Genomic DNA, 21601 nt, shown 5'->3' with positions numbered 1-21601 from the left:
GTCAGTCTTTCAGCAGGTCTAGGGGAGGGATGCGGGCAACGAGGCCGCGCTTCAGGGAATCAGGGCGGCCGCGCCAAGGGATGAGGCCGTCGCTCGAGGTGGCGAAGAGTCTGGCGCCGGTAACGAGGTCGGCGCCGCTGCTCGTGGTCAGGTCGCCGAAGACATAGCTCCAGCAGCCGTCGCGCAGGATCGCGGCGCTGAGCCGGCGTTTGCAATTGCCGAGACATTCGACCGTGCGGACGCGGACGTTCTCGGATGCTGCCGCGCGGCGCGTGTCCTGCGCCAGCGATTCGCCGGCGCGGGGATGGGCGTCGGAGCCGGTTTCGTCGCGGCAGGACGCGCAGACGATGACGGTGACGTCGGACAAGGCGTCGCCATTGGCGGAAGATATATCCGCTGCACCAGCCGAAAAACTGCCGTTATGGTCCAAAAACCGGGCTCCTTGCCCGGAAACCCGCCGGGCGATCGGATTCTTCTGTCGCAGACGGCAGGTCTCCTGGCTCGCGGGTCATCGCCTTGGTTAGCCGCCTTCCCGGGAACTCCCAGTGGCTTTCGGCCTTGGCTCTTCGCTTACAGTTGCGGGGACAGCCGCGGATTTGAGACCGAAATCCCGCACCGCATTCCCTCTTAGCCCCAGCCGTTGCGGGCAGGGGACCGTCTGGACGGGATTTAGGCTTTTGCAGGCAGCGGTGTCAACGCGCGGCTACGACATGGCGATGTCGGCCAGCGCCGGGCCTAGATCGCCGGCAGGCGTCACTTCCATTCGTTCAAGCTCGAGCCAGCCTTGCATCTGTTTCAATTCGTCGAAGAGCTGGGCGGCTGTTTCAGGCGGCGCTCCGGGCTCGGCGTAGGCCGCGTGGACGCGCAGCACGCTTGCCGGCCGGTCGGCTCTCAGGTCGACGCGAGCGACGATCCTGTCGCCAAGCAGGAAGGGCAGGACATAGTAGCCGTACTGGCGTTTTTCGGCAGGGGTGTAGATTTCGATGCGGTAATGGAAATCGAATAGCCGCTCGGTGCGCGAGCGTTCGAAGACGACGGGGTCGAAAGGCGCCAGCAAGGCGCGCGCTTCGATCTTGCGGGGCAAACGGGCGTCCTTATAGAGGTAAGCCGGCTTGTTCCAGCCCTCGACACGCACCGGCAGCAACTCGCCCAACTCGGCCAGTTCCTCCAGCCGGCCTTTCATGTCGGCGGGCGACAGACGGAAATAGTCGCGCAGGTCCCCGGCTGTAGCCACCCCATGGGCGCGGGCTGAAATGCGCAGCAATTCGCGATGCGCGTCCTCGGCAGCGGGCACCGGCAAATCGAGGATCGCCTGCGGCAGCACGCGTTCGGGCAGGTCATAGAAGCGCTCGAAGCCGCGGCGGTGCGCGGTGGTGATGCGGCCGGCCCAGAACAGCCATTCGAAGGCATGCTTGGCATGGCTCCAGCCCCACCAGCCGCCGGAACCTTTCTGGCCTTCAAGCGCCGAGGCGGCGATCGGGCCGCGATCGGCGACTTCCCGATAGATCTCTTCGATGTAGGCGGCGTGCTCGCGGCCCCATTTGGCGAGGCCCAGATACATTTCGTCGCCTTGCTCGGCGCGCTGCATGCGCCAGCGCATCAAGGGGTATGTCTCGACCGGCAGGAACGAGGCTTCATGCGCCCAGTATTCGAACACCATGCGCTTGCGCGTCACGGCGGCATTGTCGAGGAGCGCGAGCGGGTAGGGGCCAAGCCGCGAATAGAGCGGCATATAGTGCGCGCGCACCACCGCGCTGACGGAATCGATCTGCAGCAGGCCGGTGCGGGAAAGAACCCGGGCGAAGTGGCGGCGGTCTGGCGTGCCATTCGGGCGAGGATCGAGAAACCCCTGGGCGGCGAGTGCAACGCGCCGAGCGGCGGCAAGCGAGATCTTTTCCTTCATGCAGGTGTCACTCTGAGGGCGATTTATGGCGGTTCAGACCGGTGATTCCAGCCCATGCTAGCAGGGTTTTGGCGGCAACCATGTCAGGAGATAAAAGTGGAGTAGAACGCGAAGGAAATCAAACAGGAGCGCATCGGACCAGTTTCTCCTGTAATGCCGTCCAGGTCGGCGTTTTGAACAAGGTTTGACTTGCTTCGCTGGAAGTGCTGCGCTAACCCTCGCCGCGTTGCAGCATGGGCCCCTCTTAAAACGGTTCAGCGGTTAAACTGTCACGCTTCCGCATTAAGGTCCGGTGCTGTAACAAAAGTGGATTGGCGCCAACGGAAAGCCGCTGCATGAACGCACTTCTCAGTTCGTACCTGCCCATCGTCCTGTTCATCGGCGTGGCATTGGTCGTCGGCCTGGCGCTGCTGGCCGCACCGTTCCTGGTGGCCTACCGCAACCCCGATCCTGAAAAGCTTTCCGCCTACGAGTGCGGTTTCAACTCGTTCGACGACGCCCGCATGAAATTCGACATCCGTTTCTACCTGGTGTCGATCCTGTTCATCATCTTCGACCTGGAAGTGGCCTTCCTGTTTCCCTGGGCGGTGTCGTTCTCGAAGATCGGCATGCTCGGCTTCTGGTCGATGATGGTGTTTTTGGCAGTGCTGACCATCGGCTTTGCCTATGAATGGAAAAAAGGAGCGCTGGAATGGGATTGAACGACAGTTCAGGCACCCTCGTCGCGCCGAAGCCCAAGGGCATCATCGATCCCAACACCGGCAGGCCGGTGGGAGAGGACGATCCCTTTTTCCTCGAAATCAACAATGAGCTCGCCGACAAGGGTTTTCTGGTCACCTCGACAGAGGCGCTGATCACCTGGGCGCGCAGCGGCTCGCTGATGTTCATGACCTTCGGCCTCGCCTGCTGCGCGGTCGAGATGATCCACACCTCGATGCCGCGCTATGACTCGGAGCGGTTCGGCGTGGCGCCGCGCGCGTCTCCGCGCCAGTCCGACATCATGATCGTCGCCGGCACGCTGACCAACAAGATGGCGCCGGCGCTGCGCAAGGTCTACGACCAGATGCCGGAGCCGCGCTACGTCATCTCGATGGGCTCGTGCGCCAATGGCGGCGGCTATTATCACTATTCCTATTCGGTGGTGCGTGGCTGCGACCGCGTCGTGCCGGTCGACATCTATGTGCCCGGCTGCCCGCCGAGCGCCGAAGCACTGCTCTACGGCATTCTTCTCCTGCAGAAGAAAATCCGCCGCACCGGCACGATCGAACGGTAAATCCATGGCCGCATCACTGAGCGAACTGTCGAGCTATCTCGGCGAGAAACTGAGCGGACGGATCTCGGACGCGGTGTTCGCCTATGGCGAACTCACCATCCATGTCGAACCTCGCGACCTGGTCGACGTGATGACTTTCCTGCGTGACGATGCGCGCTGCCAGTTCATCTCGATCATCGATGTCTGTGGCGCCGACTATCCGTCGCGAGCCAAACGCTTCGACGTCGTCTACCATCTGCTGTCGCCGAAACAGAATGTGCGCATCCGCGTCAAGGTGCAGGCCGACGAGGAGACGATGGTGCCGTCGATCACCGGCGTCTATCCCGGCGCCGACTGGTTCGAGCGCGAGACCTACGATCTCTATGGCGTGCTGTTCTCGGGCCATCCGGACCTGCGCCGCCTGCTGACCGACTATGGTTTCGAAGGCCATCCGCTGCGCAAGGATTTCCCGCTGACCGGCTTTGTCGAGGTTCGCTACGACGACGAGGCCAAGCGCGTCATCTACGAGCCGGTCGAGCTCAAGCAAGAATTCCGCAATTTCGATTTTTTGTCCCCTTGGGAAGGCACCGATTATGTGCTGCCCGGGGACGAAAAAGCGAAGCAGTGAGTAGGGAAGTAGTCAGTAGTCGGTGGGGAAGAATTGGAGCAACGGATCGAATCTTATCGCGACTTGAAGGTGTGGCAATCGGCGATGGCACTCGCAGAAGACTGTTATCGCTTCACCAGAGAGTTTCCGAAGGAGGAGATCTACGGCATGACCTCGCAGATGCGCCGATCGGCGGTTTCGATCGCGGCCAACATCGCAGAGGGCTACGGTCGGGAAAACAGAGGTTCGTTCGTTCAATTTTTGCGCATGGCGCAGGGTTCGTTGAAGGAACTGGAAACGCACATATTGCTGGCAGGCCGGGTTGGCTTGTTAGAAAAAGACAACGAGATTGAACTGCTGCTGCGATGCGAAGAGATTGGAAAGATGACGAGATCTCTCATTCGCACAGTGCAGGCCAAGCAGGCGGAATGAAGTAGGCATTGAGATTGATGGTCACTACTCACTACTCACTACTGACTCGTCGCCAGAGGCGCCAGAATGGCTGAAACCTCCGTCCGCAATTTCAACATCAACTTCGGCCCGCAGCATCCGGCCGCACACGGCGTTTTGCGCCTCGTGCTGGAGCTTGACGGGGAAGTGGTCGATCGCGTCGATCCGCATATCGGGTTGCTGCACCGCGGCACCGAGAAGCTGATCGAGGCCAAGACCTACCTGCAGGCGGTGCCCTATCTCGACCGGCTGGATTATTGCGCGCCGATGAACCAGGAGCATGCCTTCGCGCTTGCCGCCGAGCGCCTGCTCGGCATCGACGTGCCGAAGCGTGGCCAGCTGATCCGCGTGCTCTATTGCGAAATCGGCCGCATCATGTCGCACATCCTCAATGTGACGACGCAGGCGATGGACGTCGGCGCTCTGACGCCGCCGCTGTGGGGTTTCGTCGAGCGTGAAAAGCTGATGGTATTCTATGAGCGGGCTTCCGGCTCGCGGATGCATGCGGCCTATTTCCGTCCCGGCGGCGTCCATCAGGACCTGCCGCAGAAGCTGGTCGAGGATATCGGCAAGTGGATCGATCCGTTCCTGAAGTCGATCGACGACCTTGATGCACTGCTCACCGGCAACCGCATCTTCAAGCAGCGCAATGTCGATATCGGTACGGTTTCGCTGGCCGACGCCTGGGCCTGGGGCTTTTCGGGCGTGATGGTGCGCGGTTCGGGCGCGGCGTGGGATCTGCGCAAATCGCAGCCCTATGAATGCTATTCGGAAATGGATTTCGACATTCCGATCGGCAAGAACGGCGACTGTTTCGACCGCTACCTCGTGCGCATGGAAGAGATGCGCCAGTCGGCCCGGATCATGCGCCAGTGCGTCGATCTGCTGCTCGGCAAGGAGAGCGCCGGTCCGGTGTCGAACCTCGACGGCAAGGTGGTGCCGCCGAAGCGCGCGGCGATGAAGCGCTCGATGGAAGCGCTGATCCATCACTTCAAACTCTATACCGAGGGTTACCGGGTGCCGGCCGGCGAGGTCTATGCCGCCGTCGAGGCGCCGAAGGGCGAGTTCGGTGTCTATCTGGTTTCCGACGGCACCAACAAGCCCTACCGCTGCAAGCTGCGCGCCCCCGGCTTCGCGCATCTTCAGGCCATGGATTTCCTGTGCCGCGGCCACATGCTGGCCGACGTCACCGCCGTCCTCGGCTCCCTCGACATCGTGTTTGGTGAGGTCGATCGCTAAATGTCAGTCCGCCGTCTCGCAGAAGCCAACGTCCAGCCAGCATCCTTCGCCTTCAACAGGGCGAACGCGGCAGCGGCGAAGCAATGGATCAAGAAGTATCCGAAGGGCCGCGAGCAGTCGGCGATCATCCCGCTTCTGATGCTGGCGCAGGAACAGGAAGGCTGGGTCACCAAGGCGGCGATCGAGAGCATCTGCGATATGCTTGAAATGCCCCGTATCCGCGGGCTCGAGGTCGCGACCTTCTACACGCAGTACCAGCTTAGTCCAGTCGGCACGCGCGCGCATATCCAGGTCTGCGGCACCACACCTTGCATGCTGCGCGGTTCGGAAGCGCTGATGGAAGTGTGCCGCTCGAAAATCCACCACGACCAGTTCCACACCAACGACAAGGGTACGCTTTCGTGGGAGGAGGTCGAGTGCCTTGGCGCCTGCGTCAACGCGCCAATGGTCATGATCTTCAAGGATACCTTCGAGGACCTGACGCCCGAACGGCTGGCCGAGATCATCGATCTCTATGATGCGGGCAAGGGGGCTTCGGTGCCGCCGGGACCGCAGAACGGCCGCACAGGCTCGGAACCGGCCTCGGGCCTGACGACGCTGACAAGCGAGAAAGCGATCCTGAAATCGACCCGGGACAGGGACGCCAGGGCGGCGGCGAAAGCAGCCAAGGCTGCGGCCGTTCCAGCGAGCGCGCCTGCGGCCGTTGTCTCGCAGCCGCCTGCTGCTCCGGCACCGACGGCTCCGGTCGGGCCATCGAAGTCCAGCAAGCCGAAGACCGATGCGCTGGAAACGAGCCCGGCGATGACGACACCGTCGCCGGTCAAGGTCGCGCTGGCCGAGGAGAAGGCGGCAAGCGTCAGACCGCCGCGCCACTCCGCCGCTAACGCCAATCAAGCTGCCCCGGAAGTCGAGGCGGTTTCGAAGCCGCGCAGCGGGCCGAAGCCCAAGTCCGAACCGGCCGGCGCTTTCAAGTCGCCGGAAGCCAAGCAGCCTGCCGCCAAGACGGCAAAGCCCTCGCTCGAAGACAAGAACCGTCCGGCCGGAATCGAGCGCCCGGCTTCGGTCGACGATCTCAAGCTGATCTCGGGCGTCGGGCCGAAGATCGAGGGCATCCTGCATTCGCTGGGCATCTACACCTTCGCGCAGGTCGCTTCGTGGCAGAAGGCCGAGCGCGAGTGGGTGGACGGCTATCTCTCCTTCCAGGGCCGCATCGACCGGGACGACTGGGTCAAGCAGGCCAAGGCGCTCGCCAAGGGCGGCATCGCCGAATACATCCGCGTCTTCGGCAAGAAGCCGGTCTGAGGAACGAACAATGCTTCAGGACAAAGATCGCATCTTCACAAACATCTATGGCCTCTTCGACAAGTCGCTGGCTGGTGCGATGGCGCGCGGCGCCTGGGACAACACCCCCGGCATTGTCGCCAAGGGGCGCGACTGGATCGTCAACGAGATGAAGGCGTCGGGCCTGCGCGGCCGTGGCGGCGCCGGTTTCCCGACGGGCCTCAAATGGTCGTTCATGCCCAAGCAGAGCGACGGCCGTCCGAGCTATCTGGTCATCAATGCCGACGAATCAGAGCCCGGTACCTGCAAGGACCGCGACATCCTGCGCAATGACCCGCACACGCTGGTCGAGGGCGCGTTGCTCGCCGGCTTCGCCATGGGCGCGATAGCCGCCTACATCTATGTGCGCGGCGAGTTCATCCGCGAGCGCGAGGCGCTGCAGCGCGCCATCGACGAGGCCTATGAAGCCAAGCTGATCGGCAAGGGCAACACGTCCGGCTATGATTTCGACGTCTATATGCATCACGGCGCCGGCGCCTATATCTGCGGCGAGGAAACGGCGCTTCTGGAAAGCCTCGAAGGCAAGAAGGGCCAGCCCAGGCTGAAGCCGCCATTCCCGGCCAATGTCGGCCTCTATGGCTGCCCGACCACCGTCAACAATGTCGAATCGATCGCGGTGGCGCCGACCATCCTGCGCCGTGGCGCGGCATGGTTCTCGTCCTTCGGCCGGCCGAACAATGTCGGCACCAAGCTGTTCTGCGTCTCCGGCCACGTCAACAATCCGTGCACCGTCGAAGAGGCGATGTCGATCCCGTTCCGTGAACTGATCGAGACGCATTGCGGCGGTATTCGCGGCGGCTGGGACAATCTGCTTGCCGTCATTCCGGGCGGCGCCTCGGTGCCGCTGGTGCCGGCCGAGCAGATCATCGACACGCCGATGGATTTCGACGCGCTGCGCGATCTCAAATCTGGCCTTGGCACGGCGGCCGTCATCGTCATGGACAAGTCGACCGATATCGTGAAGGCGATCGCGCGGCTGTCCTACTTCTACAAGCATGAGAGCTGCGGCCAGTGCACGCCATGCCGCGAAGGCACCGGCTGGATGTGGCGGGTGATGGAGCGCCTGGTGCGCGGCGAGGCGCACAAGCGCGAGATCGACATGCTGCTGGATGTCACCAAGCAGGTCGAGGGTCACACGATCTGCGCGCTGGGCGATGCGGCGGCGTGGCCGATCCAGGGTCTGATGCGGCATTTCCGCGGCGAGGTGGAGCGGCGCATCGACGAGTTTTCGCGCAACGCGCACCGGGCCGAACCGGTGATGGTGGCGGCGGAATAGAAGAATTTGCGACTGCGGGAATAACGGGGCGGGGCAAACGAAGAAACGACCAGGAGAATTTCTATGGCGCCGTATTCGACACCCTACTCATTGATGCCCAATTTGGACCAGCTCGAGAAAATGAACCAGGACCTGACCAGGATGATGCCGCAGGAGATGGCCAGCGCCGTCAACCTTCTCGCGCACCCTGTCGCGGGCGCGGCGGCGATGTCGGCGCTTGGCATCGGGTTCGCCAACCATGCGTTCGGCGTCTGGATGGGCGCGCTTTCGGGAGCCGCCGAGGCATCCCAGCGCCTTATGCAGCCGTTGATCGAGGATTTCGAGGCGCGCATCGAGCAATTCGAGGACGCGAACTCGTCGTCCACCAAGGCGCGCGTGACGGCGAAGAGCCTGATTGCCGAGGCGCAGTCCTTCGCGCAGGAAGTCACGGACATCGCCGCCAAGGAAGCCGCCACCACGGCGCCGGTGGCTGATGCCGGTCCGGCAGCGGGCGAGGCCGCCGATGTGCTGCTGCCGGAGGATTTCCGCCAGCCCAAGGCCATCGACAGACCGGCGAAGCCTTCGGATCTGAAGGCGATATCGGGTATTGGCCCGAAGCTGGAGAGGGTGCTGAACGGTCTCGGTATCTGGACGTTCGCCCAGATCGCCGCGTGGTCGCCGCAAGAGATCGCCTGGGTCGACGACTATCTGTCGTTCAAGGGCCGCATCGGCCGCGACGACTGGACTGCCCAGGCGGCGGCATTGGCCGCGAAGACGTGAATGAAATGTCGGGCGCTGCATCTGTCGCGCCCGGGAAATGAGATTGCGGGAAATCCGCAGGGGTTTGAGACGAATGGCAAAGCTCAAGGTCGACGGGAAAGAAATTACTGTACCCGACCATTACACGCTGCTGCAGGCGGCCGAGGACGCGGGTGCGGAAGTGCCGCGCTTCTGCTTCCACGAGCGGCTGTCGATCGCCGGCAATTGCCGCATGTGCCTGATCGAGGTGAAGGGCGGGCCGCCCAAGCCACAGGCTTCCTGCGCCATGGGCGTGCGCGACCTGCGCCCCGGTCCCAACGGCGAGCCGCCGGAAATCTTCACCAACACGCCGATGGTCAAGAAGGCCCGGGAAGGCGTGATGGAATTCCTGCTGATCAACCATCCGCTGGATTGCCCGATCTGCGACCAGGGCGGCGAGTGCGACCTGCAGGACCAGGCGATGGCCTTCGGCGTCGATTCCTCGCGCTATCACGAAAACAAGCGCGCGGTCGAAGACAAGTATATCGGGCCGCTGGTCAAGACGGTGATGAACCGCTGCATCCACTGCACGCGCTGTGTCCGCTTCACCACCGAAGTCGCCGGCATTTCCGAACTCGGCCTGATCGGCCGTGGCGAGGACGCCGAGATCACCACCTATCTCGAACAGGCGATGACCTCGGAGCTGCAGGGTAACGTCATCGATCTTTGCCCGGTCGGCGCGCTGACGTCCAAGCCGTTCGCCTTCCAGGCACGGCCGTGGGAACTGACCAAGACCGAATCCATCGACGTGATGGACGCGGTCGGCTCGGCGATCCGCATCGATAGCCGGGGCCGCGAAGTGATGCGCATCCTGCCGCGCGTCAACGAGCAGGTGAACGAGGAGTGGATCTCCGACAAGACTCGCTTCATCTGGGACGGATTGCGCACGCAGCGCCTCGACCGGCCCTATGTGCGCAAGGACGGCAAGCTGGTTCCGGCAAGTTGGGCCGAAGCGTTCGCCGCGATCAAGGACGCGGCGTCGAAGACATCACCCGACAAGATCGGCGCCATTGCTGGCGATCTCGCCGCGGTCGAGGAAATCTACGCGCTGAAGCTCTTGATGGCCTCGCTCGGTTCGAAGAATGTCGACTGCCGTCAGGACGGTGCCGCGCTCGATCCGGCGCTCGGACGCGCCAGCTACATCTTCAACCCGACCATCGAGGGTATCGAGCAGGCCGATGCGGTGCTGATCATTGGCGCCAATCCGCGCTTCGAAGCCTCGGTGCTCAACGCCCGCATCCGCAAGCGCTGGCGGATCGGCGATCTGCCGGTCGGCGTCATCGGCGAGATCGGCGACACGCGCTATGACTATGAACTGCTGGGCGCCGGGCCGGACTCGCTGAAGGATTTGGCCGACGGCAATGGCAAGTTCTTCCAGACGCTGAAGAAGGCGACGCATCCGCTGATCATCGTCGGCCAGGGCGCGTTGGCGCGCGCCGACGGCGCGGCCGTGCTCGGCCAGGCGGCAAGGCTTGCCGCTGCCGTCAACGCCGCCCGCGCTGACTGGAACGGCTTTGCCGTTCTGCACAACGCGGCCGGACGTGTCGGCGGCCTCGATCTCGGCTTCGTGCCGGGCGAGGGCGGCAAGAACGTCGCCGGCATGCTGGGTGAAACGGACGTGCTGTTCCTGCTCGGTGCCGACGAGATCGACATGGGCAAGACAGGCGGCGCCTTCGTCGTCTATATCGGCACCCATGGCGATGCCGGCGCGCACCGCGCCAATGTCATCCTGCCGGCGGCCGCCTACACGGAAAAGTCCGGCACCTACGTCAACACCGAAGGGCGCGTGCAGCAGACCAACCGCGCCGGCTTCGCGCCGGGCGATGCCCGCGAGGACTGGGCCATTTTGCGGGCGCTGTCGGATGTGCTGGGCAAGAAGCTGCCGTTCGATTCGCTGCCGCAACTGCGCCACAAGCTCTACGGCGAGTACCCGCATCTTGCCCGCATCGACCAGATCGCGGCCGGCAGCGCCGCGGATATCGCCAGCGCGGCGAAACTCGGCGGGCGGCTGAACAAGGGCACCTTCACCTCGCCGGTGAAGGATTTCTATTTGACCAACCCGATCGCGCGGGCATCGGCCGTGATGGCGGAATGCTCGGCACTGGCCAAGAGCGGCTTCAAGCAGGCGGCGGAATAAGCATGGACACTTTCTTCTCCTTCTACGTGCTGCCGGCGCTGCTGATCCTGTTGAAATCGGTCGTGCTGATCGTGGTGCTGCTGATCTTTGTCGCCTACATCCTCTATGCCGATCGCAAGATCTGGGCGGCGGTACAGCTGCGCCGCGGTCCGAACGTGGTCGGCCCGTTCGGTACGCTGCAGGCCTTCGCCGACTTGCTGAAATTCGTCTTCAAGGAGCCGGTGATCCCGTCGGGCGCCAACAAGGGCGTCTTCCTGCTGGCGCCGCTTGTGTCGGCGGTGCTGGCGATCTCGGCCTGGGCGGTCATTCCGGTCAACCAGGGCTGGGCGATCGCCAACGTCAATGTCGGCATCCTCTATGTCTTCGCCATCTCCTCGCTCGAAGTCTATGGCGTGATCATGGGCGGCTGGGCCTCCAACTCGAAATATCCGTTCCTCGGCGCGCTGCGTTCGGCAGCGCAGATGGTGTCCTACGAAGTCTCGATCGGCTTCGTCATCGTCACCGTGCTGCTCACCGCCGGCTCGCTCAACCTCAGCGATATCGTGCTGTCGCAGCAGGGTGGACTCGGCACGCGGCTTGGCCTGCCCAACACGTTCCTCGACTGGAACTGGCTGGCACTGTTCCCGATGTTCATCATCTTCTTCATCTCGGCCCTGGCCGAGACGAACCGGCCGCCTTTCGATCTGGTGGAAGCCGAATCGGAACTGGTCGCCGGCCACATGGTCGAATATTCGTCGACGCCGTTCCTGCTCTTCTTCCTCGGTGAATACGTCGCCATCGTGCTGATGTGCGCGCTGGCCACCATCCTGTTCCTTGGCGGCTGGTTGCCCCCCTTCAACTTCGCGCCCTTCACCTGGGTGCCGGGCGTCATCTGGTTCGTGCTGAAGGTCTGCTTCGTGTTCTTCGGCATTTCGATGGTGAAAGCCTTCGTGCCGCGCTACCGCTACGACCAGTTGATGCGGCTTGGCTGGAAGGTGTTCCTGCCGATCTCGCTGTTCATGGTGGTCGCCACCGCCGCCTTCCTCAAGATCACGGGGTTTGCGTGATGAGTAATTTGTCTGTCGGCTTTTTGGGAGCAATTGTCGGCCTTCTTATCGCGTTGTTCGAGTATCTGGTTCTGCTGCCTCGTATTTTGAAGCAACTAAGCGCGGACGCTGTAAAGCCGATAGTATTTGTGTTTCGTGTCGTGACGCCCATCCTGTTTGGATGTGCCGGCTATTTCATTGCAATAAACCTGTATGGGAGTGGCCAATGAACGCGCTAGCTCAGGCCGCAAAATCGCTGCTGCTGCAGGATTTCGTCAGCGCCTTCTTCCTGTCGATGCGCCAGTTCTTCGCGCCGAAGGAGACGATCAACTATCCGCACGAGAAGGGGCCGGTGAGCCCGCGCTTCCGCGGCGAGCATGCGCTGCGCCGCTATCCCAACGGCGAGGAACGCTGCATCGCCTGTAAATTGTGCGAGGCGATCTGCCCGGCTCAGGCCATCACCATCGAGGCCGGTCCGCGCCGCAATGACGGCACGCGCCGCACGGTGCGCTACGACATCGACATGGTGAAGTGCATCTATTGCGGCTTCTGCCAGGAAGCCTGCCCGGTCGACGCCATTGTCGAGGGGCCGAATTTCGAATTCGCGACGGAAACGCGCGAAGAGCTCTACTACGACAAGGACAGGCTGTTGGCGAATGGCGACCGGTGGGAGCGCGAGCTGGCGCGCAACATCTCGCTGGACGCGCCCTATCGGTGATTGGCGTCCTTCTCCCCGTTTACGGGGAGAAATGCCGGCAGGCGGATGAGGGGCGGCGCCAAGGTCGCCAATCTTTGCGCTGCCCTCATCCGGCCCTTTGGGCCACCTTCTCCCCGTAAACGGGGAGAAGGAACAAGAAAGTGGACGGCGCAACGTCGCCCGTCTAAGGAACACGCGAATTCGGACCGGAGTCGGGACGGAATCGGAATTAGGAACCTGGGGGAACCCCATGCTGAGTGGATTAGAGGCGGCCTTTTTCTACCTCTTCGCCTTTGTCGCGGTGGCATCGGCGTTCATGGTCATTTCGTCGCGCAACCCCGTGCATTCGGTGCTGTTCCTGATCCTGACCTTCTTCAACGCCGCCGGCCTCTTCATGCTGACCGGCGCCGAATTCCTGGCCATGATCCTGCTCGTCGTCTATGTCGGCGCGGTCATGGTGCTGTTCCTGTTCGTCGTCATGATGCTTGACGTCGACTTCGCCGAGATGAAGGAAGGCGCCCTGCAATACGCACCGATCGGTGCGCTGGTCGGGCTGATCCTGGCGGCGGAACTGATCGTGGTGCTGGGCGGCTATACATTCGCGCCGCAACTCGCCACGGCGGTCTCGAAGCCCATTCCGGATCTCGCCACCCGCTCGAACACGGCAGCGCTGGGCGACATCCTCTACACCGACTACCTCTATTACTTCCAGGTTTCGGGCCTCATCCTGCTGGTCGCCATGATCGGCGCCATCGTGCTGACGCTGCGCCACAAGGAAGGGATTAAGCGGCAGTCGATCGCAGCCCAGGTCGGCCGCACCGCGGCGACCGGCATGGAAATCCGCAAGGTCAAGTCGGGCGAAGGAGTCTGAGATGGTCGTCGGCATCGCACATTATCTGACCGTATCGGCGATCCTGTTCACGCTCGGCGTGTTCGGCATCTTCCTGAACCGCAAGAACGTCATCGTCATCCTGATGTCGGTCGAACTGATCCTGCTTGCGGTCAACATCAACTTCGTCGCCTTTTCGGCCGCACTTGGCGATCTGGTCGGCCAGGTGTTCGCGCTGTTCGTGCTGACGGTCGCTGCCGCCGAGGCGGCCATCGGACTTGCCATTCTCGTCGTCTTCTTCCGCAACCGCGGCTCGATCGCGGTCGAGGACGTGAACATGATGAAGGGTTGACGGGACTATCATGTATCAAGCGATCGTCTTCCTTCCGCTGCTCGGCTTCCTGATCGTCGGCCTGTTCGGCAATTCGCTCGGCGCCAAGGCATCGGAATACATCACCTCGGGCTTCCTGGTGATATCAGCCGTCCTGTCGTGGGTTGCCTTCTTCACCGTCGGCTTCGGCCATGGCGAGGTGTTCACCGTGCCGGTGCTGCGCTGGATCCAGTCCGGCGGGCTGGAGGCGTCCTGGGCGCTCCGGATCGACACGCTCACCGTGGTGATGCTGGTGGTGGTCAACACCGTCTCGGCGCTGGTTCACATCTATTCGATCGGCTACATGCATCACGATCCGGATAGGCCGCGCTTCTTCGCCTATCTGTCGCTGTTCACCTTCGCCATGCTGATGCTCGTGACCGCCGACAACCTCGTGCAGATGTTCTTCGGCTGGGAAGGGGTGGGCCTCGCGTCCTATCTGCTGATCGGCTTCTGGTACAAGAAGCCCTCGGCCAATGCCGCGGCCATCAAGGCTTTCGTCGTCAACCGCGTCGGCGATTTCGGCTTCGCGCTCGGCATCTTCGGCGTGTTCGTGCTGTTCGGCTCGGTCAATCTCGGCACCATCTTCGCCAATGCGGCGACATTCATTCCGGCTGAAGGCGCGCCACAGGGCGCCGCCGTGCTGACCTTCCTTGGCCATGCGCTGGACAAGCAGACGGCGATGACCGTCGTCTGCCTGCTGCTCTTCATGGGCGCCATGGGCAAGTCGGCGCAGGTGCCGCTTCACACCTGGCTGCCGGACGCCATGGAAGGCCCGACGCCGGTCTCCGCGCTTATCCATGCCGCCACCATGGTGACGGCCGGCGTGTTCATGCTGGCACGGCTTTCGCCGCTGTTCGAACTGTCGCATTCGGCGCTGACGGTGGTGACCTTCATCGGCGCCTTCACCGCTTTCTTCGCGGCGACCGTCGGTCTGGTGCAGAACGACATCAAACGCGTCATCGCCTATTCGACCTGCTCGCAGCTCGGCTACATGTTCGTGGCGCTGGGCGTCGGCGCCTATGGGGCTGCGATCTTCCATCTGTTCACGCATGCCTTCTTCAAGGCTTTGCTGTTCCTCGGCTCGGGTTCGGTCATCCATGCCGTCTCCGACGAGCAGGATATGCGCAAGATGGGCGGCCTGAGAAAGCTGATCCCGACCACCTACTGGATGATGGTGGTCGGCACGCTGGCGCTGACCGGTGTCGGCATTCCGGTGACCGTCATCGGTACCGCCGGCTTCTTCTCCAAGGACGCTATCGTCGAAGCGTCCTTCGCCGGCCATAATTCGGTCGCGGGCCTTGCCTTCGTGCTCCTGGTCATCGCCGCCTGCTTCACCTCCTTCTACTCCTGGCGGCTGATCTTCATGACCTTCCACGGCAAGCCGCGGGCAAGCCATGAGGTGATGCACCACGTCCATGAATCGCCGCCGGTCATGCTGGTGCCGCTGTTCATCCTGGCGGCTGGCGCGCTGTTCGCCGGCATCATCTTCCACGGCGCGTTCATCGGCGAGGGCTATGCCGAGTTCTGGAAGGCGTCGCTGTTCACGCTGCCGGACAACCACATCCTGCACGAGATCCACGAATTGCCGCTGTGGGTCGAACTGTCGCCCTTCATCGCCATGCTGATCGGCCTGGCGGTGGCGTGGAAGTTTTACATCCGCTCGCCGGAATTGCCCCCGAGCGTCGCCGCCAACCATCGCTTGCTCTACGCCTTCCTGCTCAACAAGTGGTATTTCGACGAGCTCTACGACTTCCTGTTCGTGCGGCCCGCCAAGCGTCTCGGCCATTTCCTGTGGAAGACCGGTGACGGGACCGTCATTGACGGCCTCGGGCCTGACGGCATTTCGGCGCGGGTCGTCGATGTCACCAACCGCGTCGTCAAGCTGCAGACCGGCTATCTCTACCACTATGCCTTCGCCATGCTGATCGGCGTTGCCGCACTCGTCACCTGGATGATGCTCTGATGACCGCCTGGCCAATCCTCTCGCTGGTCACCTTCCTGCCGCTGGTTGGTGTGCTGCTGATCCTGTTCATCAACGATGACAGCGAAAACGCACGCCGCAACATCCGCGCCATCGCGCTGTTGACCACGGCGTTCACGTTCATCATCTCGCTGTTCATCTGGACCGGCTTCGACAATTCGCAAGCCGGCTTCCAGTTCGTCGAGAAGGCGGCCTGGCTCGACTCCGGAATCTCCTACCATATGGGCGTCGACGGCATTTCCATGCTGTTCGTCATCCTGACGACCTTCCTGATGCCGCTCTGCATCCTGGCGTCGTGGGACGCGATCGAGAAGCGCGTCAAGGCCTACATGATCGCCTTCCTGCTGCTGGAGACGCTGATGATCGGCGTGTTCTGCGCGCTGGATATCGTGCTGTTCTACGTCTTCTTCGAAGCCGGCCTGATCCCGATGTTCATCATCATCGGCGTGTGGGGCGGCAAGCGGCGCGTCTATGCCTCGTTCAAGTTCTTCCTCTATACGCTCGCCGGCTCCGTGCTGATGCTGCTCGCCATCATGGCGATGTTCTACCAGTCCGGCACGACCGACATTCCGACGCTTCTGACGCATAGTTTCCCGGCCAATATGCAGACATGGCTGTGGCTCGCCTTCTTCGCGTCCTTCGCGGTGAAGATGCCGATGTGGCCCGTGCACACCTGGTTGCCGGACGCGCACGTCGAGGCGCCGACGGCCGGCTCGGTGATCCTGGCCGCCATCCTCTTGAAGATGGGCGGGTACGGCTTCCTGCGTTTCTCGCTGCCGATGTTCCCGCTGGCGTCCGAAATGTTCGCGCCGCTGGTGTTCACGCTGTCCGTCGTTGCCATCATCTACACCTCGCTGGTGGCGTTGATGCAGGAGGACATGAAGAAGCTGATCGCCTATTCGTCGGTCGCCCATATGGGCTTCGTCACCATGGGCATCTTCGCGCTGAACCAGGAAGGCGTGCAGGGCGCGATCTTCCAGATGCTCAGCCACGGCCTCGTCTCGGGCGCCCTGTTCCTGTGCGTCGGCGTTATCTATGACCGCATGCACACGCGTGAGATCGCCGCCTATGGCGGGCTGGTCAACAACATGCCCAAGTACGCCACCGTGTTCATGGTCTTTACCATGGCCAATGTGGGGCTGCCCGGCACCAGCGGCTTCGTCGGCGAGTTCCTGACCATGCTCGGCGTGTTCCGCGTCAACACCTGGGTGGCGTTCTTCGCCGCCACGGGCGTCATCCTGTCGGCGGCTTACGCGCTCTGGCTTTACCGCCGGGTGATCTTCGGCGCGCTGACCAAGGACAGCCTGAAGGGGCTGCTCGATCTGTCGGCGCGCGAAAAGGCCATCATCTACCCGCTGGTCGTGCTGGTCATCTTCTTCGGCGTCTATCCCGCTCCCGTCTTCGACGCGACGGCCCAATCGGTCAAGTCGCTCGTCACCAATGTCACCGCATCCATCGGCGCCGCGCAGACCGCGGCGGCGAATTAACTCAAGGGTTTTGCGAATCATGACGCCGGACCTTCTCTCCAGCCTGTCGCTCTCGACGCCCGAGCTGATCCTTGCCATCGGTGCGCTCGCGCTGCTGATAGTCGGAGCCTATTCCCGTTCCAACACCGCCAATACGGTGACTGGCCTTGGGGTCGCCGTACTGGTCATATCAGGCGCCTGGCTGATCTTTTCCACGGGACAGGGCAATGCCTATGGCAACGCCTTCGTCCAGGATTCCTTCGCCCGCTTCATGAAGGTGCTGGCCCTGGTCGGCTCTGCGGTGACGCTGGTCATGTCGATGCGCTTTGCCAAGGCGGAACGTTTCGACAAGTTCGAATATCCGGTGCTGATCCTGCTGTGCACGCTCGGCATGATGCTGATGATCTCGGCCAACGGGATGATCGGGCTCTATCTCGGCCTCGAACTGCAGTCGCTGGCGATCTACGTGCTGGCGGCGATCAACCGCGACAATCTGCGTTCGACCGAGGCCGGCCTGAAGTATTTCGTCCTTGGCGCGCTGTCGTCCGGCATGCTGCTCTATGGCATCAGCCTGGTCTACGGCTACACCGGCAACACTGGCTTCCACGAGATCGCCACCGCACTCGGCGGCGGCGAGCGTCAGCTTGGCCTCGTTTTCGGCCTGGTCTTCGTGCTGGCCGGCCTTGCCTTCAAGATCTCGGCGGTGCCGTTCCACATGTGGACGCCCGACGTCTATGAAGGCGCGCCGACGCCGGTGACCGCCTTCCTGGCGGCAGCGCCGAAGATGGCGGCGATGGCGCTGATCGTGCGCGTCACCATGGGCGCGTTCAAGCCGATCGCATCCGACTGGCAGCAGATCATCGTCTTCATCTCGATCGCCTCCATGGCGCTCGGTGCCTTTGCGGCTATCGGCCAAACCAACATCAAGCGGCTGATGGCCTATTCCTCGATCGGCCATATGGGCTACGCGCTGGTCGGCCTTGCCGCCAACAGCCAGGCTGGCGTGCGCGGCGTCGCCATCTATATGCTGATCTACCTGGTGATGACGCTCGGCACCTTTGCCTTCATCCTCGCCATGCGGCGCAAGGAAGGCAATGTCGAGCAGATCAGCGATCTGGCGGGCCTCGCCTCGACCAATCCGATCATGGCGACGATCCTCACCATCCTGATGTTCTCGCTGGCCGGCATTCCGCCGCTCGCGGGCTTCTGGGGGAAGTGGTATGTCTTCCTCGCCGCCATCAACGCCGGCCTCTACGCGCTGGCCATCATCGGCGTTCTGGCCTCGGTGGTGGGCGCCTACTATTATCTGCGTATCATCAAGATCATGTGGTTTGATGAGCCGGTTGGCGGTTTCGTGCCGATGGCCAGCGAATTGCGCCTCGTGCTCGGCGTCTCCGGCGCCTTCGTGCTGTTCTATGTGCTGATCGGCGGCCCGATCGGAACCTACGCCGAAGCCGCCGCCAAGACCTTCTTCTAGCTGGTGACTAAGTTTGACGTCCGCACTCGGGGCGCGCCAAGTGGTGTGCGAATGTCAAATTTGAAAACTCCGCTGGAAACTCATATTTGGCTGGTGGTCCTTTGATTCTGACATTCGCTCACTGCGCTGCTGAAACGGGATGCGAATGTTAGAAACGGACCACTAGTATGGCATTTCGGCTGGCTCCAACCTCTGTGTCGGAAGGGTTCCGGCTCGAGGCGCATGACAGCGTCGGTTCCACCAACACAGTGGCGCTCGATCATGCCCGGGCAGGCGACCCGGGCAGATTATGGGTGGTTTCCAAGAAGCAGGAAAGCGGGCGCGGCAGGCGCGGCCGCGCCTGGGTGTCGCCCGAAGGCAATCTGGCGGCGACCTTGCTCGTCATCACCGGTGGTGAACTCCGCCTTGCCGCGACGCTGGGTTTCGTTGCCGGCCTCTCGCTTGCCGATGCGCTCGACGCGGTGGTGCCCAAGGGCCGCATCGCCGTCGGACTCGATGGCGCGAGCCAGGGACAAAACCGTTTCGAGTTGAAATGGCCAAACGACGTGCTTGCCTCCGGCGCCAAGCTCGCCGGCATCCTGCTGGAATCGGCGGTTCTGGACGGCGGCCGCTTCGCGGTTGCGGTTGGCATCGGCGTCAATGTCGTGGCGCACCCCGAGGACGTGCCTTATCCGGCGACATCGCTGCACGCGCTCGGCGCGACTTGCGACGCGGAAACGCTGTTCCTGGCGCTGTCGGATGCCTGGAGCGAGAATGCACGGCTGTGGGACGAAGGGCGCGGCCTTGCCGCCGTCAGGCGGCGTTGGCTGATGCGCGCGGCGGGACTTGGCGGCGAGGTTGCTGTCAGAATTGACGGTAATGTGGTGCGTGGCGTGTTCGAGACCATTGACGAGGACTGCCGTTTCGTGATCCGCGACGGTGAGGGGACTGTTGTGACGATCGCCGCCGGCGATGTGCATTTCGGCGCGGTCGCATCCGCCCGGGTGTGATTTGTTTTTGCGCAATTCCGGACGGAAAGCCGTTACACACTTTTCCCGGAATTGCTTCAACGGCTTGGCCTGAGGGCCAGGAAGGGAAAAATAATGGCGAAAGCGGAAAACGCCGAACTCGTCTTCGTGCCGCTCGGCGGCGTCGGCGAGATCGGCATGAACTTCGCCCTCTACGGCTACGGCCCGCCGAGCGCGCGCGAATGGATCGTCATCGATGTCGGCGTTACCTTTCCCGACGCGGCGCATCCGGGCGTCGACCTGATCCTGCCCGACACGCGCTTCATCGAGGAGAACCTCGCCAATCTGCGTGGCATCGTCATCACTCACGCGCATGAGGATCATTATGGTGCTCTGCTGGACATCTGGCCGAGGCTGAAGGCGCCGGTATGGATGACGCCGTTCAGCGCCGGGTTGCTGGAAGCCAAGCGGCAAGGCGAGCAGGGCGCGCCGAAGATCCCGCTGACGATCTACCGCGCCGGCGAGAAATTCACCGTCGGCCCCTTCGAGATCGAAGCCATTCCGGTCGCGCACTCCATTCCCGAGCCGATGTCGCTGGCGATCACGTCGCCGGCGGGTACCGTCATCCACACCGGCGACTGGAAGATCGATCCAGAACCGACCATCGGTCCCAAGACCGACGAGGCGCGCTTCCGCGCCTATGGCGACAAGGGCGTTCTGGCGCTGATCTGCGATTCGACCAATGCGCTGCGGGAAGGCGATTCGCCTTCGGAAGTCGCCGTTGGCGAGGGCCTCAAGGGCGTTATTCAGGCCGCCAAGGGCCGCGTCGCCGTCACGACGTTTTCCTCCAATGTCGGCCGCATCGTTTCCATCGCCAGGGCGGCGCGCGATGCCGGTCGGCAGTGCCTGGTGCTCGGCCGTTCGCTGAAGCGCGTCATCGATGTGGCCGACGAGCTCGGCTACATGGACGGCCTGCCGGAGTTCATCGCCGAGGAGGATTTCGGCTTCATCCCGCGCGAAAACCTGGTGATCATCTGCACCGGAAGCCAGGGCGAACCGCTGGCAGCACTTGCAAAACTCTCGCGTGACGAGATGAAATCGGTGTCGCTGACGGCGGGCGACACGGTGGTGTTTTCCTCGCGCACCATTCCCGGCAACGAGAAGGCGATCCTCGAGATCAAGAACCGCCTCATCGATCTCGGCATCAAGATCATCGAGGACGGCGACGCCCTGGTGCATGTCTCCGGTCATCCCCGTCGCAGCGAATTGCGCAAGATGTACGAATGGGTGCGCCCGCAGATCGGCGTTCCCGTGCATGGCGAGGCGGCGCATCTGGTGGCGCAGGGCTCGCTGATGTCGACCTCGGGTATCGGCCAGGTGGCGCAGGTGCGCGACGGCGACATGCTGAGGCTCGCGCCGGGACCCGCCACCATCATCGACCAGGTGCCGTTCGGCCGTATCTACAAGGACGGCAATCTGATCGGCACCGACCAGGCAATGGGCATCCGCGACCGGCGCAAATTGTCCTTCGCCGGCCATGTCGCGGTCAATGTCGTGCTCGACGACAAATATGAGCTGGCCGGCGATCCCGACTTGGTCGCTATCGGCGTCGCCGAGGCCGATGCCAGCGGCGAGACGCTGGAGGACCTGATGATCGATGCCGCCGTCGGCGCGGTGGATTCGATTCCTCGTCAGCGCCGAAAGGACCTCGACCTGGTGCAAGAGGCGGTTCGGCGCGCGGTGCGTGGCGCGGCCAACGAAGCCTGGGGCAAGAAGCCGCTGGTGACGGTTTTCGTCACCAGGTGACGAACAGGGGAGTAGGGG

20 protein-coding genes and 1 riboswitch are annotated in these 21601 nt (G+C 62.8%); of the genes, 18 read left to right on the top strand and 2 right to left on the bottom strand.

All coding sequences use genetic code 11. The features are described 5' to 3' along the window. Nucleotide 1: 1 nt before the first annotated feature. Together FJ958_RS12925 and FJ958_RS12920 are read right to left on the bottom strand one after the other, a co-directional pair. Nucleotides 2–430, bottom strand: a complete 429-nt coding sequence (locus tag FJ958_RS12925; protein WP_140743103.1) for a DUF1636 family protein — start codon at nucleotides 428–430, stop codon at nucleotides 2–4. Nucleotides 431–468: 38 nt separating this feature from the next. Next, nucleotides 469–674: riboswitch (cobalamin riboswitch) on the bottom strand. Nucleotides 675–703: 29 nt separating this feature from the next. Further along, nucleotides 704–1903, bottom strand: coding sequence for a winged helix-turn-helix domain-containing protein (locus FJ958_RS12920; RefSeq protein WP_140743101.1), 1200 nt, complete (start codon nucleotides 1901–1903; stop codon nucleotides 704–706). Between the two features lie 335 nt (nucleotides 1904–2238). On the opposite strand from FJ958_RS12920, the gene FJ958_RS12915 reads away from it, so the two are divergent. The 18 genes from FJ958_RS12915 (at nucleotide 2239) to FJ958_RS12830 (ending at nucleotide 21583) form a co-directional block, all read left to right on the top strand. Further along, nucleotides 2239–2604 (top strand): NADH-quinone oxidoreductase subunit A, encoded by a 366-nt coding sequence (locus FJ958_RS12915; protein ID WP_010910112.1) that lies wholly within the window; start codon nucleotides 2239–2241, stop codon nucleotides 2602–2604. After that, nucleotides 2595–3176, top strand: a complete 582-nt coding sequence (locus tag FJ958_RS12910) for an NADH-quinone oxidoreductase subunit B (RefSeq protein ID WP_015317338.1) — start codon at nucleotides 2595–2597, stop codon at nucleotides 3174–3176. Before FJ958_RS12915 ends, FJ958_RS12910 begins: the two co-directional genes overlap by 10 nt. Before the next feature lie 4 nt (nucleotides 3177–3180). After that, nucleotides 3181–3783: an NADH-quinone oxidoreductase subunit C gene (locus tag FJ958_RS12905; RefSeq protein ID WP_140743099.1), complete on the top strand. Its 603-nt coding sequence runs from the start codon at nucleotides 3181–3183 to the stop codon at nucleotides 3781–3783. Nucleotides 3784–3816: 33 nt separating this feature from the next. Continuing rightward, on the top strand, nucleotides 3817–4194 hold the full coding sequence (locus tag FJ958_RS12900) for a four helix bundle protein (RefSeq protein ID WP_140743097.1): 378 nt from the start codon (nucleotides 3817–3819) through the stop codon (nucleotides 4192–4194). A 66-nt stretch (nucleotides 4195–4260) separates the two neighbouring features. Then, the gene (locus FJ958_RS12895) at nucleotides 4261–5451 is read left to right on the top strand and encodes an NADH-quinone oxidoreductase subunit D (protein WP_140743095.1); all 1191 of its coding nucleotides are present in this window, start codon (nucleotides 4261–4263) and stop codon (nucleotides 5449–5451) included. Beyond that, nucleotides 5452–6753 carry an NADH-quinone oxidoreductase subunit E gene (locus tag FJ958_RS12890; RefSeq protein WP_140743093.1) on the top strand — a complete coding sequence of 434 codons (1302 nt, stop codon included), beginning with the start codon at nucleotides 5452–5454 and terminating at the stop codon, nucleotides 6751–6753. A 10-nt stretch (nucleotides 6754–6763) separates the two neighbouring features. Further along, nucleotides 6764–8068, top strand: a complete 1305-nt coding sequence (nuoF, locus tag FJ958_RS12885) for an NADH-quinone oxidoreductase subunit NuoF (RefSeq protein ID WP_140743091.1) — start codon at nucleotides 6764–6766, stop codon at nucleotides 8066–8068. Nucleotides 8069–8131: 63 nt separating this feature from the next. After that, on the top strand, nucleotides 8132–8827 hold the full coding sequence (locus tag FJ958_RS12880) for an NADH-ubiquinone dehydrogenase (protein ID WP_140743089.1): 696 nt from the start codon (nucleotides 8132–8134) through the stop codon (nucleotides 8825–8827). A 73-nt stretch (nucleotides 8828–8900) separates the two neighbouring features. Next, on the top strand, nucleotides 8901–10982 hold the full coding sequence (nuoG, locus tag FJ958_RS12875) for an NADH-quinone oxidoreductase subunit NuoG (RefSeq protein ID WP_140743087.1): 2082 nt from the start codon (nucleotides 8901–8903) through the stop codon (nucleotides 10980–10982). Nucleotides 10983–10984: 2 nt separating this feature from the next. Beyond that, nucleotides 10985–12028 carry an NADH-quinone oxidoreductase subunit NuoH gene (gene nuoH / locus FJ958_RS12870; RefSeq protein WP_140743085.1) on the top strand — a complete coding sequence of 348 codons (1044 nt, stop codon included), beginning with the start codon at nucleotides 10985–10987 and terminating at the stop codon, nucleotides 12026–12028. Nucleotides 12029–12233: 205 nt separating this feature from the next. Continuing rightward, nucleotides 12234–12725, top strand: a complete 492-nt coding sequence (nuoI, locus tag FJ958_RS12865; RefSeq protein ID WP_140610478.1) for an NADH-quinone oxidoreductase subunit NuoI — start codon at nucleotides 12234–12236, stop codon at nucleotides 12723–12725. 229 nt (nucleotides 12726–12954) lie between these two features. Next, complete coding sequence (locus FJ958_RS12860) at nucleotides 12955–13575, top strand: NADH-quinone oxidoreductase subunit J (protein WP_140743083.1); 621 nt, start codon at nucleotides 12955–12957, stop codon at nucleotides 13573–13575. A 1-nt stretch (nucleotide 13576) separates the two neighbouring features. After that, a complete protein-coding gene (gene nuoK / locus FJ958_RS12855) occupies nucleotides 13577–13885 on the top strand; it encodes an NADH-quinone oxidoreductase subunit NuoK (RefSeq protein ID WP_019858930.1) in 309 nt (102 codons plus the stop codon). A gap of 10 nt (nucleotides 13886–13895) precedes the next feature. Beyond that, on the top strand, nucleotides 13896–15869 hold the full coding sequence (nuoL, locus tag FJ958_RS12850) for an NADH-quinone oxidoreductase subunit L (protein ID WP_140743081.1): 1974 nt from the start codon (nucleotides 13896–13898) through the stop codon (nucleotides 15867–15869). Further along, nucleotides 15869–17374 carry an NADH-quinone oxidoreductase subunit M gene (locus FJ958_RS12845; protein ID WP_140743079.1) on the top strand — a complete coding sequence of 502 codons (1506 nt, stop codon included), beginning with the start codon at nucleotides 15869–15871 and terminating at the stop codon, nucleotides 17372–17374. Before nuoL ends, FJ958_RS12845 begins: the two co-directional genes overlap by 1 nt. 19 nt (nucleotides 17375–17393) lie before the next feature. Further along, complete coding sequence (gene nuoN, locus FJ958_RS12840) at nucleotides 17394–18830, top strand: NADH-quinone oxidoreductase subunit NuoN (protein WP_140743077.1); 1437 nt, start codon at nucleotides 17394–17396, stop codon at nucleotides 18828–18830. Between the two features lie 167 nt (nucleotides 18831–18997). Continuing rightward, nucleotides 18998–19819: a biotin--[acetyl-CoA-carboxylase] ligase gene (locus FJ958_RS12835; protein ID WP_140743075.1), complete on the top strand. Its 822-nt coding sequence runs from the start codon at nucleotides 18998–19000 to the stop codon at nucleotides 19817–19819. 93 nt (nucleotides 19820–19912) lie between these two features. Beyond that, nucleotides 19913–21583: a ribonuclease J gene (locus tag FJ958_RS12830; RefSeq protein WP_140743073.1), complete on the top strand. Its 1671-nt coding sequence runs from the start codon at nucleotides 19913–19915 to the stop codon at nucleotides 21581–21583. Nucleotides 21584–21601 lie beyond the last annotated feature (18 nt).

It is taken from the genome of Mesorhizobium sp. B2-3-5, from assembly GCF_006442395.1.
In the GTDB taxonomy this organism is placed as follows: Bacteria; Pseudomonadota; Alphaproteobacteria; order Rhizobiales; family Rhizobiaceae; genus Mesorhizobium.
The sequence above is the reverse complement of the archived record's forward strand: the minus strand, read 5'-3'. Positions and strand labels throughout refer to the sequence as shown.